This is a genomic window from Sphingomonas sp. So64.6b (assembly GCF_014171475.1).
GTDB lineage: Bacteria > Pseudomonadota > Alphaproteobacteria > Sphingomonadales > Sphingomonadaceae > Sphingomonas > Sphingomonas alpina_A.
In genome coordinates this window covers 1,527,904-1,542,388 of record NZ_CP048817.1, presented here as the reverse complement: position 1 = coordinate 1,542,388, position 14,485 = coordinate 1,527,904, and the positions used below count along the sequence as shown (strand labels likewise).

15 protein-coding genes and 1 tRNA gene are annotated in these 14,485 nt (G+C 63.0%); 11 read left to right on the top strand and 5 right to left on the bottom strand.

Annotated elements, in window-relative coordinates; all coding sequences use genetic code 11:
• Nucleotides 1-13: 13 nt before the first annotated feature.
• Both fabG and fabD read right to left on the bottom strand, forming a co-directional pair.
• Nucleotides 14-751: a 3-oxoacyl-[acyl-carrier-protein] reductase gene (gene fabG, locus G4G27_RS07395; RefSeq protein WP_183112731.1), complete on the bottom strand. Its 738-nt coding sequence runs from the start codon at nt 749-751 to the stop codon at nt 14-16.
• Nucleotides 752-855: 104 nt separating this feature from the next.
• Nucleotides 856-1,791: an ACP S-malonyltransferase gene (gene fabD / locus G4G27_RS07390; RefSeq protein ID WP_183112730.1), complete on the bottom strand. Its 936-nt coding sequence runs from the start codon at nt 1,789-1,791 to the stop codon at nt 856-858.
• Nucleotides 1,792-1,961: 170 nt separating this feature from the next.
• Here fabD and G4G27_RS07385 point away from each other — a divergent pair, with 170 nt between their 5' ends.
• The 5 genes from G4G27_RS07385 (at nt 1,962) to rplI (ending at nt 4,719) form a co-directional block, all read left to right on the top strand.
• A complete protein-coding gene (locus G4G27_RS07385) occupies nt 1,962-2,333 on the top strand; it encodes an RcnB family protein (RefSeq protein ID WP_345940672.1) in 372 nt (123 codons plus the stop codon).
• Between the two features lie 154 nt (nt 2,334-2,487).
• Nucleotides 2,488-3,270, top strand: a complete 783-nt coding sequence (locus G4G27_RS07380; RefSeq protein WP_183112729.1) for a phosphatase PAP2 family protein — start codon at nt 2,488-2,490, stop codon at nt 3,268-3,270.
• A gap of 161 nt (nt 3,271-3,431) precedes the next feature.
• A complete protein-coding gene (rpsF, locus tag G4G27_RS07375; RefSeq protein ID WP_183112728.1) occupies nt 3,432-3,854 on the top strand; it encodes a 30S ribosomal protein S6 in 423 nt (140 codons plus the stop codon).
• A gap of 13 nt (nt 3,855-3,867) precedes the next feature.
• A complete protein-coding gene (gene rpsR, locus G4G27_RS07370; RefSeq protein WP_034158365.1) occupies nt 3,868-4,092 on the top strand; it encodes a 30S ribosomal protein S18 in 225 nt (74 codons plus the stop codon).
• 12 nt (nt 4,093-4,104) lie between these two features.
• Nucleotides 4,105-4,719, top strand: a complete 615-nt coding sequence (rplI, locus tag G4G27_RS07365; RefSeq protein ID WP_183112727.1) for a 50S ribosomal protein L9 — start codon at nt 4,105-4,107, stop codon at nt 4,717-4,719.
• A 96-nt stretch (nt 4,720-4,815) separates the two neighbouring features.
• Here rplI and G4G27_RS07360 read toward each other — a convergent pair whose 3' ends face one another.
• Both G4G27_RS07360 and mutL read right to left on the bottom strand, forming a co-directional pair.
• Entirely contained in the window at nt 4,816-5,073 is a 258-nt protein-coding gene (locus G4G27_RS07360) for a GlsB/YeaQ/YmgE family stress response membrane protein (protein ID WP_183112726.1), read from the bottom strand.
• Nucleotides 5,074-5,423: 350 nt separating this feature from the next.
• Entirely contained in the window at nt 5,424-7,208 is a 1,785-nt protein-coding gene (gene mutL, locus G4G27_RS07355; protein WP_183112725.1) for a DNA mismatch repair endonuclease MutL, read from the bottom strand.
• Nucleotides 7,209-7,370: 162 nt separating this feature from the next.
• Between mutL and G4G27_RS07350 the strand changes: the two genes are divergently transcribed.
• From G4G27_RS07350 to G4G27_RS07325, 6 genes are all read left to right on the top strand, one after another.
• Nucleotides 7,371-8,417: a rod shape-determining protein gene (locus G4G27_RS07350; protein ID WP_183112724.1), complete on the top strand. Its 1,047-nt coding sequence runs from the start codon at nt 7,371-7,373 to the stop codon at nt 8,415-8,417.
• A 134-nt stretch (nt 8,418-8,551) separates the two neighbouring features.
• Nucleotides 8,552-9,445 (top strand): rod shape-determining protein MreC, encoded by an 894-nt coding sequence (gene mreC / locus G4G27_RS07345; protein WP_183112723.1) that lies wholly within the window; start codon nt 8,552-8,554, stop codon nt 9,443-9,445.
• Entirely contained in the window at nt 9,442-9,954 is a 513-nt protein-coding gene (gene mreD / locus G4G27_RS07340) for a rod shape-determining protein MreD (RefSeq protein WP_244624598.1), read from the top strand. The genes mreC and mreD overlap by 4 nt, the downstream gene beginning before the upstream one ends.
• A gap of 19 nt (nt 9,955-9,973) precedes the next feature.
• On the top strand, nt 9,974-12,049 hold the full coding sequence (mrdA, locus tag G4G27_RS07335; protein ID WP_183112722.1) for a penicillin-binding protein 2: 2,076 nt from the start codon (nt 9,974-9,976) through the stop codon (nt 12,047-12,049).
• An 8-nt stretch (nt 12,050-12,057) separates the two neighbouring features.
• A complete protein-coding gene (gene rodA, locus G4G27_RS07330) occupies nt 12,058-13,161 on the top strand; it encodes a rod shape-determining protein RodA (protein WP_244624597.1) in 1,104 nt (367 codons plus the stop codon).
• Nucleotides 13,162-13,267: 106 nt separating this feature from the next.
• Nucleotides 13,268-13,343, top strand: a tRNA-Lys gene (locus tag G4G27_RS07325).
• 16 nt (nt 13,344-13,359) lie between these two features.
• Here G4G27_RS07325 and G4G27_RS07320 read toward each other — a convergent pair.
• A complete protein-coding gene (locus G4G27_RS07320; protein ID WP_183112720.1) occupies nt 13,360-14,460 on the bottom strand; it encodes a site-specific integrase in 1,101 nt (366 codons plus the stop codon).
• Nucleotides 14,461-14,485 lie beyond the last annotated feature (25 nt).

The window sequence follows — 14,485 nt, the reverse complement described above, 5'->3', positions numbered from 1 at the left end:
GGGCGGACGCTGTTCAGATCATCGCCATGCCACCATTTACGTGCAGCGTCTGGCCGGTGACGTAACCCGCTTCCTTGCTCGCGAGATACACCACAGCCGCACCGATATCACTTCCTTCGCCCATCTTTCCCGCAGGAATCCGTGCGTTAAGCGCTTCCTTTTGCGCATCGGGCAATTCGTCGGTCATCGGCGAGGTGATAAAGCCAGGCGCCACACAATTGACGGTGATGCCGCGCGACGCGAGTTCCTGAGCCAGCGCCTTGGACATCGCTGTCAGGCCACCCTTCGACGCGGCATAATTCGCCTGGCCGAGGTTCCCCGTCGTCCCCACAACCGACGTAATCGAGATGATTCGCCCGAACCGCGCTTTCATCATCGGCCGCGCGGCAGAGCGAGCGAGCCGGAATGCCGCCTCCAGATTGACGCGGATCACCTGATCCCACTCCTCGTCCTTCATGCGCATGACCAGATTGTCGCGTGTCACGCCGGCATTGTTGATCAGGATATCGAGCTTGCCCAGCGCCTCCACCGCGCTCGGCACCAGCGCATCGACCGCCGCGCCGTCGGACAGATCGCACTGCAGCGCGACGTGATCGCCGCCAAGGCTGGCCCTGAACGCCTCGAGCTTGGCCGCATTCGACCCCGACACCGCCAACCGCGCCCCCTGCGCCGCCAGTGCCTGCGCCACGGCCGAACCGATCCCCCCCGAAGCGCCGGTCACCAGCGCGGTCATGCCTGTCAGGTCGAACATCTTAATCTCCTCACGTCCGTCATCCCAGCGAAGGCTGGGATCTCGCGCCGCACGGGCGCGCTTCATTACCCGGAGACCACAGCCTTCGCTGGGGTGACGATAGGTTAGAGGCTCTTAGCCAAAGCCTCGATATCGTCCATCGTCACCACGCTGGTCACTTCGACATCGGCTGCGCTGCGCTTGACCATGGGCCCAAGCACCTTGCCGCCGAATTCGACGAAATGTTCGACCCCGGTCGCGGCCATCGCGATTACCGATTCGCGCCAGCGCACCATGCCGGTGACCTGCTCGACCAGCAGGCGGCGGATCGTGTCGGCATCGCCGACCGGCGCTGCGGTGACGTTGGCGAATACCGGCACCAGCGGTGCATCGATCCGCGCCTCGCCCAGCGCCTTTTCCATCGCATCGGCGGCGGGTTGCATCAGCGGGCAGTGAAAAGGTGCGGAAACCGGCAGCAACACCGCACGCTTGGCGCCCATATCCTTGGCCAGCGCGATTGCGCGTTCGATCGCGCCCCGCGCGCCGGAAATGACGACCTGCCCCGGATCATTGTCGTTGGCGACGGTACACACTTCGCCCTCGGCCGCCGCCGCGGCGATCGCGCGCGCCTTGTCGAGGTCGGTGCCGAGCAAAGCCGCCATCGCCCCTTCGCCGACCGGTACTGCGGCCTGCATCGCCTGACCGCGATGCTTGAGCAACAACGCCGTCGTCGCTAGGTCGATCGCACCGGCCGCGCACAAGGCGCTATATTCGCCGAGCGAATGACCCGCGACATAATCGGCCTTGTCGGCGAGGCGGATGCCGCCCTCCTTTTCCAGCACGCACAACGTCGCGATCGCGTTGGCCATGATCGCGGGCTGGGCGTTCTCGGTCAGCAGCAGTTGATCTTCCGGCCCCTCGGTCATCAGACGAAAGAGATGCTGGCCGAGCGCTTCGTCGACCTCCTGGAATACCGCGCGGGCGATCGGGCTCGCCTCGGCAAGGGCTTTGCCCATGCCGACGGCCTGGCTGCCCTGTCCGGGAAAAATGAATGCACGCATATCGGCTCCTTAAGATCAGGGGCGTCGGACTAGAAAGATGAATGACCCATGGCAAGCTGGGACACTTTGCGACCATTTCGACACGCGGACGGCACAGGGCTGCGACAACCGCGTCCTAGATAGATAAGGACGCCGGACGAGGCGCCATTCTACAATGAGGAGCAGTTATCATGAAGAAGTTCATTCTCGCAGCGCTCGCAGCGTCGGTCGCATTCAGCCCAATGGCCGCCGCGCCAGCTCTGGCCGCGCCGCAGCAGCATCAGAACGACCGCGGCAACCATTATGGCCAGCAGCAGCGCAAGATCGTGGTCAAGAAGGTGGTCAAGCGGACACCGGCCCGGTCCTATCGCAGCAATTGGCGCAAGGGTGAGCGGTTCGATTATCATCAGGCGCGCAATTATCGCCAGATCGATTATCGCCAGCACCGCAACCTGAAGGCGCCGCCGCGCGGCTACCGCTATGTCCAGTCGGGCAATGATGCGGTCCTGATCGGTATCACCAGCGGCATCATCGCTGCGGTGATCGCGGGTGCCCTGAACTAAGATCCGCAGGCTTCGGCCAGGGACGGGCGGCGGAGACGAAAGTCCCCGCCGCCTTTGTTATATGTGCGGTTATCTTTCGGGGCTATCCAGGGTTGGCGAATGAACGATCGCTTGGGCATAAATCGGTGAAAGTATCGCTGTGGAGAGGTCGAGAATGCGCATTCGCCCCTGGATCCTGGCTTCCGCCGTCGTCGCGACCGCGGCTTTTCCCTATCTCGGCATCGGCCAGGCTCGTTCGGGTTATCTGCCGTCGGGAACACTGGACATCACCCAGGTTCTGCCGCCCGCTCCGCTCAAGGGCGATCAGCGTTACGCCGCCGATCGGCGCATCTTCAAGATCACCCGCCCCCTGTTGAAGACACCGCGCGGTGAATTGGCGACGCGCGATGTGTCGACCGCCATTCCTTATATGGCCAGCGCGTTCAGTTGCGCGATCGGTGTGTCGATCACACCCGACAATGCGCCGCTGACGATCAAGCTGATCGGCAAGGCCGGCATCGACGCCAATAGCCAGTCGGGCGCGGCGAAGGATTTCTACAAACGGCTACGCCCGTTCCAGATCGACAAGGGCCCGACCTGTCAGCCGGCCGAGCAGTTAAATGGCAGTTTCGACTATCCCTCGGGTCACACCACCTGGGGCTGGACCTGGGCCTTGCTGCTCGCCGAACTCGCGCCCGACCGCGCCACGCCGATCCTGGCGCGCGGACGCGCTTATGGCGAAAGCCGCATCGTGTGTGGCGTGCATAACGCCAGTGCGGTCGAGGCGGGCAGGACTACAGCCTCATCGACATTCGCGGCCGAGCATGGCCAGGCCGGCTTCATGGCCGATGTCACCGCGGCAAGGGCCGAACTTGCCGCACTTCGTGCAAACCCGGCGACCGCCAGGCCGCAAGGATGCGAAGCGGAAGCCAGGCTGGTTGCCCAGCCAATCCTGTAACGCGGCGCGTCGGCGCTTGCGTTTCGCGCGTTTCTCGTTATGGACCGCCGCTTCCGGGGTGGAGAGCGCGTCTCTTCGCCCCTGATTGCTTTGAGACGATAGCCGGAGGGGCGTTTCGCATGGTGCGGGCGTCAGCGATCGGCCAAGACGAAGGACAAGACATGGCTCTTTACGAGCATGTGTTCCTTGCGCGCCAGGATCTGGCACAGGCGCAGGTGGACGCACTGGCGGAAAACGCCACCAAGATCATCACCGACAACAAGGGCAAGGTCGTGAAGACCGAATCCTGGGGCCTGCGTAGCCTGGCGTACAAGATCGCCAAGAACCGCAAGGCGCATTATGTGATGCTCGAAATCGATGCCCCCGGCGATGTCGTCGCCGAGCTGGAGCGTCAGACTCAGATCAACGAAGACGTGATCCGCTATATGACCGTCAAGGTCGACGGCCATGAAGAAGGCCCGAGCGTGATGATGCGCAAGAGCGATCGTGACCGTGAGCGCCGTGGCGAACGCGGTGATCGTGGTGACCGCCCCGATCGTGGTGACCGGCCCGAGCGCCCGCGTCGCGACTTCGATAGCGAATAAGGAGGCATAGACCATGGCACGCCCATTTTTCCGCCGCCGCAAGAGCTGCCCATTCTCCGCCAAGGATGCTCCCCGGATAGACTATAAGGATGTCCGCTTGCTGCAGGGCTTCGTGTCCGAGCGTGGCAAGATCGTCCCGAGCCGCATCACGTCGGTGAGCGGCAAGAAGCAGCGCGAGCTCGCCCAGGCGATCAAGCGCGCCCGTCACCTTGGGCTCCTGCCCTACATCGTTAAGTAAGGAGCGAGCACCATGGATGTTATCCTGCTGGAGCGCGTCGAGAAACTCGGCAAGATCGGTGACGTCGTCACCGTGAAGGACGGGTTCGCCCGCAACTTTCTGCTGCCGAACAAAAAGGCGCTGCGCGCCAACGACGCCAACAAGAAGGTCTTCGAGGCCAACCGCGAGAAGATCGTGGCCGACAATGACGCTCGCCGCGGCGAAGCGGAGATCGAGGCCAAGTCGATCGACGGCACCACGCTGACCCTGATCCGTCAGGCGTCGAACACCGGCCAGCTGTATGGCTCGGTCGCGGTGCGTGATCTGCTCGAACTGCTCGAGGCCGAGGGCCACAAGGTGCCGAAGTCGGCGATCGTGCTCAACAAGCCGATCAAGGCGATCGGCGTGTATGACGTAAAGGTCTCGCTCCACGCCGAAGTCGCGGTGATGATCAAGGTCAACGTCGCACGCTCGCCTGAAGAGGCCGAGATGCAGGCGCAGGGCGTCGACGTCATGTCCGCGATGTTCGAAAAGGACGAAGCGGGCTTCGTCGAAGCCTATGATCCCAACGCAGAACCCGGCGCGACCGCCGAGGTTCAGGCCGAGGCCGCTCCCGAAGCGACCGAAGAAGAGCCGACCGAAGGCTGAGCCTTTCGGTAGCGATACAGAAAAAGGGCCGTCCGGAGTGATCCGGGCGGCCCTTTTCTGTTGCCGGAAGCTGATCGCGAACAGTTTCCGGCCAAATCAAACCCAGCCGAAGATGTGCCGCGCCAGGAAGATCAGGACGATCGCGCCCAGGATCGAATAAAGGAATCCGGCCGGATGGAAGGGCTGATCTTTCGTCGCCGGATGAAGCAGCTGGCCGACAAAGCCCGCCAGAAACGATCCGGCGATGCCGAGAACGGCACTCATGATCAGTCCCATATGTATCGCGCCGGGATAGAAGAACCGCGCCAGAATGCCGACGATCAGGCCGACGATCACCATGCTCACATATTGCATAAGCATCTCTCCACGGGTCACGGCCATGGTCCGACGAAGATGGTCCGCGCCGCCCGCATCAACGGTTGATCGGGACGGCGAGTCAAGTGTTGCTTATTCGCGCTCCACGCGGTCGCGACCCATCACCAACCGCATTACGGCACCGCGACGCACGCGCCCACCACGACAGCCAGCGGGAGCAAAGCGAGAAACAGGGGCACGATGGTTTTCATGATGAGGTCGCTTCGTTTCAATGACTTGATCCGAATGCGCGCTGGGCAGAAAGGTTTCAGCCAGATGAACAGGAATCTTTCTGCGCTACGTGGGAACCTTTTCATGGCGACCCAAGCGGCGATCCAGCTGATCAGCTTTCACTTCCGCCCGAACAGCTTCTCGATATCGCCATGCGCCAGCTTCACCCAGGTGGGCCGGCCATGGTTGCACTGCCCCGAATGCGGCGTGACCTCCATTTCGCGCAGAAGTGCGTTCATCTCCGTCACGGATAATATGCGCCCGGCGCGAACCGAGCCATGGCAGGCCATGGTCGCGGCGACATGATCGAGGCGCTCCTTCAGGCTCAGCGCTTCGTCGAACGCGGCGAGTTCATCGGCGAGGTCGGTAACCAGGCCGGTGACATCGCTTTGCCCAAGCATCGCCGGCACCGCGCGGACGAGCATCGCGCGTGGGCCGAAGCGTTCGAGATCGAGCCCGAACTCGCTCAACTCGGCAGCGCGTGCATCGAGCCGGTCGCAAGCAGGTTCGTTGAGCTCGATCACTTCGGGCAGGAGCAATGCCTGGCTTGCGACGCCACCGGTCGCCATCGCCTTGCGCATGCGTTCAAGCACCAGCCGTTCGTGCGCCGCGTGCTGGTCGACCAGCACCAGACCATCCTCGGCCTCGGCAACGATATAGGTCTTCGCTACCTGGCCGCGCGCCACGCCCAGCGGATAGCTGGTTGTTTCCGGCGGCGGCGCATAGGCCGGTTCAGCCCGCGCCATGGGCGGCGGGATGAAGCTCGTGCGGCGGTCATGGACGGCGTACCGCGTCTGCGATGCTGGTGACACATCCGGGTGTCCCATATCTCCCCTGTCCCAAAGTAGCGGCGGCGCTGGTTCCAGCGGTTCGCTTTGCCATGCCGCCATCGCCCCGCGATCCGGGCGCTGCGCGCTGCGATGGCCGGCTTCGTCGAGCGCACGGCGCAGGCCGCTGACGATCAGGCCGCGCACCATGGCGGGTTCGCGGAAGCGGACTTCGGTCTTGGCCGGATGAACGTTCACATCGACCACGTCACTCGGCACGTCGAGGAACAGCGCGACCACGGCGTGACGATCGCGCGCGAGCAATTCGGCATAGGCGCCGCGCACCGCGCCGACCAGCAGCCGGTCCTTCACCGGGCGACCATTGACGAAGAGATATTGGTGGTCGGCAATGCCGCGATTGAAGGTCGGCAGGCCGGCGATGCCGCCAAGCTTCAAACCTTCGCGCTCCAGTTCGATGACGATGCCGTTTTCGACCAGCCCACGATCGGTCAGCGCGGCGACACGGTCGGGCAGAGTATCCCCGCCGGTTACTGACAACACGCGCCGGCCGTCATGCTCGACCGAGAAACCGATATGGGGATTCGCCATGGCGAGCCGTTTCACGACATCGAGACAGGCGGCATATTCCGACCTGGCGGAGCGCAGGAACTTGCGCCGCGCCGGCACGCGCTCGAACAGGCCTTCGACGCGCACTCTTGTACCAGGCGGGATGCCGACCGGTCCTTCGGACTCGAGCAAGCCATTATCGACCACGCGCGACCAGCCTTCCGCACCACGCACCCGGCTTTCGAGCGTCATGCGTGCGACGCTGGCGATCGAGGGCAACGCTTCACCGCGAAAACCGAGCGTCGTGACCGCTTCGATCGCCTCATCGGGGAGTTTTGAGGTCGCATGACGCTCCAGCGCGAGCGCCATATCGGGAGGTGTCATGCCGCAGCCGTCGTCAATAACCTCGATTCCGTCCACGCCGCCGGAGCGCAGCCGTATATCGATGCGATTCGCGCCCGCATCGACCGCATTTTCGACCAGTTCCTTCAACGCACTGGCGGGCCGTTCGACCACTTCACCGGCAGCGATACGATTGACGAGATGTTCGGGGAGGCGCCGTATTGACATGGGGGATGCTGTAGCCCAAGCGACGGCATCCCGCGACCCGCATCTACAGGCATCCAGAGCGTGGAATTTCCGCCCTGGATCCTTCGGATATAGCAGTTTTGCCGGGACCAGTGCGAACTGCCGAACCCGGTCACATGGGGGCGGCCTGAAACGGAACGATCAATGAGCTTTCTCTCGAAACTTTTCAGGTTCTCCTCGCACGACATGGCGATCGATCTTGGGACCGCGAATACCGTCGTATATCTGCGCGGTCGCGGCATCGTACTCAACGAACCATCGGTGGTCGCGGTCGAGACGATCAACGGCGTCAAGCGAGTCAAGGCGGTCGGTGACGACGCCAAGTTGATGATGGGCAAGACCCCCGACAGCATCCAGGCGATCCGCCCGCTTCGCGACGGCGTGATCGCCGATATCGATGTCGCCGAGCAGATGATCAAGCATTTCATCCACAAGGTTCATGGCGGGCAACGACGCTTTTTCCGCTGGCCGCAAATCGTGATCTGCGTGCCGTCGGGCTCGACCTCGGTCGAGCGCCGCGCGATCCGCGATGCCGCGTCGAACGCCGGCGCCTCGCAGGTCTGGCTGATCGAGGAGCCGATGGCCGCCGCGATCGGCGCCGACATGCCGGTGACCGAGCCGATCGGGTCGATGGTCGTCGATATCGGCGGCGGTACGACCGAAGTCGCGGTGCTGAGCTTGCGCGGCCTTGCCTATACCACCTCGGTCCGCGTCGGTGGCGACAAGATGGACGAAGCGATCGTCTCCTATGTGCGCCGCAACCATAATTTGCTGATCGGCGATTCGACCGCCGAGCGCATCAAGCAGGAAGTCGGCGTGGCCAAGCCGCCATCCGACGGCATCGGTCTCACCATCCACGTCAAGGGCCGCGACCTGGTCAATGGCGTGCCGAAGGAAATCCAGATCAACCAGGGCCAGATCGCCGAGGCATTGTCCGAACCGGTCGGCCAGATCGTCGAGGGCGTACGCATCGCGCTGGAGAATACGGCACCCGAACTGGCCGCCGATATCGTCGACCAGGGTATCGTGCTCACCGGTGGTGGCGCATTGCTCAAGGGTATCGACGAGGTGCTGCGCGATGAAACCGGCCTGCCGGTGACGATCGCCGACGACCCGCTGATCTGCGTCGCGCTCGGCACCGGTCGCGCGCTTGAGGATCCGGTGTTCCGCGGCGTGTTGCACAGCGCTTAGGAGCGTCAATTCGAATAACCGTTCGTTCCGACCAACCCCTTGTTCGGGACGAACGGCTTATACGAAGACGAGAACAATTGTTCTGAAGACCGTTTGTTTATCGTATACAGCCTTAGGGCTTTTGAGGGGGTAACATGGCGCCGTCTCGCAACCGGCGCCCGGGTTTCTCGCGGCGGGCGCAATACGGATTGTTCCTGGGATATGTCATCGCGGCCGCGGGAGCGATCGTCGCGGTGATTCTGCTTGCCCTCGCCACATTGAACCCGCCGGCCTTTATCGCGTTTCGCGCCACCGTCGCCGAAATCACCACACCGATCTCGTCCGGCCTTGCCGGGTTTGGCCGCGGCGTCGCATCGATCCCGGCGTCGATCGGTGACCATTTCGCCGTCAATCAAAAGAATGCGCAATTGCGCAAGGAAATCGCCGACAACCGCGCGTTGCTGCTGCGCGCGCGTATGCTGTCCTATGACAATCGCCGGCTCAAGGCGTTGCTCCACCTGCGCGAGCGTAACGCCGATCCCGTCGTCACCGCGCGACTGGTAAGTTCTTCGGCCTCCAGCACGCGGCGCTTCGCTGTCCTCAATGCCGGCGCCTGGCAGGGCGTGCGCGAGGGTCAGCCGGTACGCGGCCCGGAAGGCCTGATCGGCCGAATCCTCGAAACGGGGCCCAATACCGCGCGCGTGCTGCTGCTGACCGATCCGGAAAGCATCGTGCCGGTGCGCCGTACACGCGATGGTCTGCCGGCACTCGCCGCGGGACGCGGCGACGGGATGATCGACATTCGTTCGGTCAGCCTGTCCAATGTCCCGTTCGAACCCGGCGACGTGTTCGTCACTTCGGGCACCGGCGGTATCTATTCCCCCAATATTCCCGTCGCGCGCATTGTCCGCCGCTCGCGCGACACCGCCCTGGCGCGCAGCTTCGCTCAGCCAGATACGCTCGATTTCGCACTGGTGCAGCAGACCTTCATGCCCGTCTTGCCGCCGACCCCTGCAGCGGCGGCACCTGGCGCGGCGGCCAAACCGTGAGGACACCGGCGCGCAATCCTTATGATGCCCCGCCCCCGCCGGTCCTGCAGCGGATCGTACCGGGCGCGTCGGTCATGATCGCGTCGTTGCTGACCATCTGGCCCTATGTCGCAAGCTTTCCACTCCTGCCACCGCTCGGCCTGATGATCTTGCTCGGCTGGCGGCTGATGCGGCCAGATGCGTTCGCGATCTGGGCGGCGTTGCCGCTGGGATTTTTCGATGACCTGGTCTCGGGTCAGCCGCTGGGCAGCGCGATGTTGTTGTGGATGATCTGTTTCTTCGTCATCGACATGATCGATCAGCGCCTGGTGTTCCGTGATTTCTGGCAGAACTGGCTGATCGCCGCCGGGTCGATCGGCTTCTGCCTGATTGCGGGGCGGCTGATCGCGTCGCCACTCGGCGCGCATGTCGATACCGTGCTCTTGCTGCAAGCGGTCATCTCGATCATGTTGTTCCCGCTGGTGGCGCGGTTTTGCGCGTGGCTGGACGGAAAACGCGAAGGCGCATGAAAAGGCGCATATCCTGACCATGCGGAACGTTACCGAAGCTTCCCAATCCTATAGTTTCAGCCGTCGCGCGATGATGCTTGGCGTCGGTCAGGGCCTTGTCGCGGTTACGCTGGCCGGACGCATGACCTGGCTCGCGGTCGCGGAGAATGAACGCTATCGCGTGCTTTCCGAGAGCAATCGCGTCAACATGACGCTGGTGCCGCCGCGTCGCGGCTGGATCGTCGATCGTCATGGCGCGCCGCTGGCCAACAACCGCACCGATTTTCGCGTCGATATCATCCCCGACCGGCTCGAGGACAAGGACCGCGTGCTCGGCCTGTTGCGCACGATCCTTAATCTTCCGCCCGAGCAAATGGATCGCATCGCCACAGATCTAAAGCACGCGGCCGGATTTCAACCGGTGCAGGTCGCGGAGAATCTCAACTGGGAACAGTTTGCGGCAGTCAGCGTCCGGCTGCCCGAACTGATCGGCATCGCACCGACGCGCGGTTTTGCACGCAGCTATCCCGCCGGCGCAGCGGTCGCGCATCTCACCGGCTATGTCGGCGCGGCGTCGGCCGAGCAATATCAGAAGACCAAGGACCCGTTGATGGTCACGCCCGGCTTCAAGCTGGGCAAGGATGGCCTTGAAAAGACGCTGGAAAAATCTCTGCGCGGCGAAGCTGGCGCGAAACGCGTCGAAGTGACGGCGCGTGGCAAGGTGGTGCGCGAGCTCGAGACGCGCGGTGACACGCCGGGTCAGACCGCGCGGCTGACGATCGATGCCGGATTGCAGGAATATGCCGCACGGCGCCTTGGGACCAATTCCGGCTCTGCGGTGGTGATCGATTGCGACACCGGCGACATCCTGGCGATGGTGTCGATGCCCGCGTACGACCCGAACAGTTTTTCCGACGGCATCAGCCATCTCGAATGGAAGATGCTGTCCGACGACGACCATGTGCCGTTGATGAACAAGACGCTGCAGGGACTTTATCCGCCCGGATCGACGGTCAAGCCGATGAATGCGCTGGCGTTGCTGACCGCCGGGGTCGATCCACATGCACGGGTCAATTGTTCGGGCGCGATGCGCGTCGGTACCGGCACGTTCCACTGCCACAAGCGCCGCGGCCATGGCCCGCTCGACATGAAAAACGCGGTCATGCAGAGCTGCGACATCTATTTTTACGAGATGATCCGCCGCGTCGGTTATGACGCAATCGCCCCGATCGCGCGGATGGTCGGGCTCGGCGAGAAATATCATTTGCCGTTCGACACGCAGCGTTACGGCACCGTGCCCGACAGCGCGTGGAAGCTGAAGAAATACAAGGACAGCTGGACCGTCGCGGATTCGCTCAACGCGTCGATCGGCCAGGGTTATGTTCTCGCCAATCCGCTTCAGCTGGCCGTGATGTCGGCGCGTATCGCTTCCGGCCGGCACCTCCAGCCAAGAATATTGATGAACGGCAGGGCGCCACTCGCGGCACCGCTGAAGGTATCGCCCGAACATCTCGCAATCGTGCGCGATGCGATGTTCGGTGTGGTCAACCAGGGCGGTACCGCCGGTTCCGCGCGGTTGCAGATTCCCGGAGTAGCGCTCGCGGCGAAGACCGGCACCGCGCAGGTTCGCCGCATCACCATGGCCGAACGCGGCAGCGGCGTGCTCAACAACCGGCAACTGCCGTTCAAGCTGCGCGATCACGCGCTGTTCGTATGCTTTGCGCCGGCCGACAAACCCAAATATGCCGCTGGCATCGTGCTCGAACATAATGGCCATTTGATCCGAAATCTCGACACGCCGCTGATCGCGCGCGACATCATGACCTATATGTTCGACCGCGAAGCCGCATTGAAATCGCTCGCCGAGGGCGAGCCCACCTGGGGCGGCGACATCACGCAGCGCGCCGCGACGCAAAGCGCCGCATATCGCGCAGCAGCCAACGCGCCCGCGCCGGGTGTCGGTGCCGCGACCGAAACCAGCGCCACCGCGCCGACCGCCGCGCCTGCGGTGGAGGCGGCGACCGCAGCACAGAACGCCACCGCCGAGGCGCTCGGTGCCGCAACCGCTTCGGGTAACGGCATCGCGCAGGTCGGATCGACGGAGTCACAGGATTGAACCCGGGCTTGAACTTCGTCCCTGCGCCGCTCGCGCAATTGCCATGGAGGGTCATCTTCCTCGTCATCCTGATCGGCAGTTTCGGACTGGTCGTGCTGTATTCCGCCGCAGGCGGTTCGCTGCGTCCCTGGGCACTGACGCAAGGCATCCGTTTCTTCGTGCTGCTCGCGGGGGCGATCGCGCTGTCGCGCGTGCGCGAATCGGTGTGGAGCAACATCGCGCTGCCCGTCTATGCCGTGCTGGTCATCGCGCTGGTGCTGGTCGAACTGCTCGGCGCGGTACGTGGCGGCAGCCAGCGCTGGCTCGATCTCGGCCTGATCCGGCTGCAACCGTCGGAGTTCATGAAGCCGTTCATCGTGCTCGCCTGCGCCAAATTCTACGACATGCTGCCGCCCAATGAAACGCGGCGTTTCGGCGCGATCTGGCCTGCGGCGCTGCTGATCGGCGTGCCCGGCGCGCTGGTCATGCTGCAGCCCGATCTCGGCACCGCGCTGATGATCTGCATGGGCGGTGTTGTGGTGATGTTCCTGGCCGGTGTACCGCTACGCCTGTTCATCGGTGGCGCGCTGGCGCTGGGCGCTGCGATCCCGCTTGCGGTCAACTTCGTGCTGCACGGCTATCAGCGCAACCGCATCCTCGTCTTCCTCGATCCCGAGAGCGACCCGCTTGGCACCGGCTATCATATCAGCCAGTCGAAGATCGCGATCGGATCGGGCGGCATCTTCGGCAAGGGCTTTCTCAACGGCACACAAAGCCATCTCGATTATTTGCCCGAGGGGCATACCGATTTCGCGCTGGCGACGATGATGGAGGAATGGGGCCTGATCGGCGGCATTCTGCTGATCATCGCTTTTTTCGCCGTGATCTTCTGGGGCGTGAATGTCGCGCTGCAGGCGCAGACCAAATTCGGCCGCCTGACTGCGGCGGGCCTGGCCACGACCATCTTCCTCTATGTCGCGATCAATATGTCGATGGTCATGGGCATCGCGCCGGTGGTCGGCATCCCCCTGCCCTTTATCAGTTTCGGCAGTTCGGCACAGCTGACCGTGCTGGCCTGTCTCGGCATATTGATGTCGATCGACCGGCAAAATCGCCAGACCGCCCGCTGGTAGCAAAAAAGCGCGATTTCGGGTTTGCATTTAGCGGCGGCAATGCTAACGCGCGCCCTCCCCGACAGCGGCGGCGCTTCCAACGCGCCGATTACGCCGCACCGGATATGGACGCATAGCTCAGTTGGTAGAGCAGCTGACTCTTAATCAGCGGGTCCTTGGTTCGAGCCCAAGTGCGTCCACCATAATTTTGCTTACTTCTCAGTCACTTAGGTCAGTCCCGGCCACAAGTTTGAGCGCGAATGGGCTCTCACTGTGACCATTTTTGTGACCTTGACATGGTGCCGGCTCCGAGGAGGCGGTGTGACCTGTTTTGGCCTCAAAAATCAGCTGGTCTGCATAGGGCTGCAAATGCCTCACCGACATGTGCGCGTAGCGGCGCACCATCGACTCCGATTTCCAGCCCCCCAGCTCCTGAAGCACCCAGGTGGGCACGTCATTCTGCCGCAACCAGCTCGCCCAGGTATGCCGCAGGTCGTGCCAGCGAAAATCGGCGATGCCCGCGCGTTTGAGCGCGTCTCGCCAATGTTTCGTGTTCACCTGCCCGATTGGTCGTCCGGCATAAGTGAACACATGCTCGCACTGCTTCCCCATCTGCCGCCGGAGGACCGAGATGGCGAGGTCATTGAGCGGAACACCCAAAGCCTCGTTATTCTTGGTGTCTCCGTGCTCGATCGTGACGATGCGGCGGGAGAAGTCGACTTGGTCCCAGGTCAGCCTCTTGATATTCCCCTGTCGCAGCCCCGTTGCGAGCGCGAACAGCATCAGGTCCTGCTGGTGATCGGGAAGTTCCTCCAGGAGGCGGTCGGCCTGCGCGTGCGTCAACCAACGCACCCTCGGCTTTGCATTCCTCGTGTAGGTCTTGAACGCCGGTATCTGCTCGATCCATTCCCATTCGCGCTGCGCCATCCGGAACATGGCGCGGATCAGCGCCACATAGAGATCCTTCGTGCGATCGCTCGATCGGGCATGATGTCGAGAGATGATCCGATCGATCATGTCCCTGCTCACCTGGTCCAGTGTCTTGCCACGCAGATGCCTGGTGAACCAACGGATCCGGCTCACATCGTCCCGATAGGACTTCTTGTGGGCCTTTTCCTTCAGCCACCGGAGAGCCGCCTCGTCCCATGTCCGCTTCGGCTTTCGCTTCAACCTGGCAAGATCCCACAGCTCGGCCTTCAGCTTGTCGTGGTATTCTTCGGCCTTGAGCCTGTCGGACGTTCCAGTAGTGCGTCTAATGAGCGTTCCGTCAGGTGCTGTGATCTTGACGTAGTATGTTCCTGCACGGTTCCAGAGTGCCATATTGCCTCCTCTTGAAAGGCACTCG

Bases quoted from the DNA above. Each gene is read 5' to 3' on its own strand.
- fabD (WP_183112730.1), bottom strand. From the start codon at position 1,791: ATGCGTGCATTCATTTTTCCCGGACAGGGCAGCCAGGCCGTCGGCATG.
- fabG (WP_183112731.1), bottom strand. From the start codon at position 751: ATGTTCGACCTGACAGGCATGACCGCGCTGGTGACCGGCGCTTCGGGG.
- mreC (WP_183112723.1), top strand. From the start codon at position 8,552: ATGGCGCCGTCTCGCAACCGGCGCCCGGGTTTCTCGCGGCGGGCGCAA.
- rpsF (WP_183112728.1), top strand. From the start codon at position 3,432: ATGGCTCTTTACGAGCATGTGTTCCTTGCGCGCCAGGATCTGGCACAG.
- G4G27_RS07360 (WP_183112726.1), bottom strand. From the start codon at position 5,073: ATGCAATATGTGAGCATGGTGATCGTCGGCCTGATCGTCGGCATTCTG.
- mrdA (WP_183112722.1), top strand. From the start codon at position 9,974: ATGCGGAACGTTACCGAAGCTTCCCAATCCTATAGTTTCAGCCGTCGC.
- rpsR (WP_034158365.1), top strand. From the start codon at position 3,868: ATGGCACGCCCATTTTTCCGCCGCCGCAAGAGCTGCCCATTCTCCGCC.
- mutL (WP_183112725.1), bottom strand. From the start codon at position 7,208: ATGTCAATACGGCGCCTCCCCGAACATCTCGTCAATCGTATCGCTGCC.
- G4G27_RS07380 (WP_183112729.1), top strand. From the start codon at position 2,488: ATGCGCATTCGCCCCTGGATCCTGGCTTCCGCCGTCGTCGCGACCGCG.
- G4G27_RS07320 (WP_183112720.1), bottom strand. From the start codon at position 14,460: ATGGCACTCTGGAACCGTGCAGGAACATACTACGTCAAGATCACAGCA.
- rplI (WP_183112727.1), top strand. From the start codon at position 4,105: ATGGATGTTATCCTGCTGGAGCGCGTCGAGAAACTCGGCAAGATCGGT.
- G4G27_RS07385 (WP_345940672.1), top strand. From the start codon at position 1,962: ATGAAGAAGTTCATTCTCGCAGCGCTCGCAGCGTCGGTCGCATTCAGC.
- G4G27_RS07350 (WP_183112724.1), top strand. From the start codon at position 7,371: ATGAGCTTTCTCTCGAAACTTTTCAGGTTCTCCTCGCACGACATGGCG.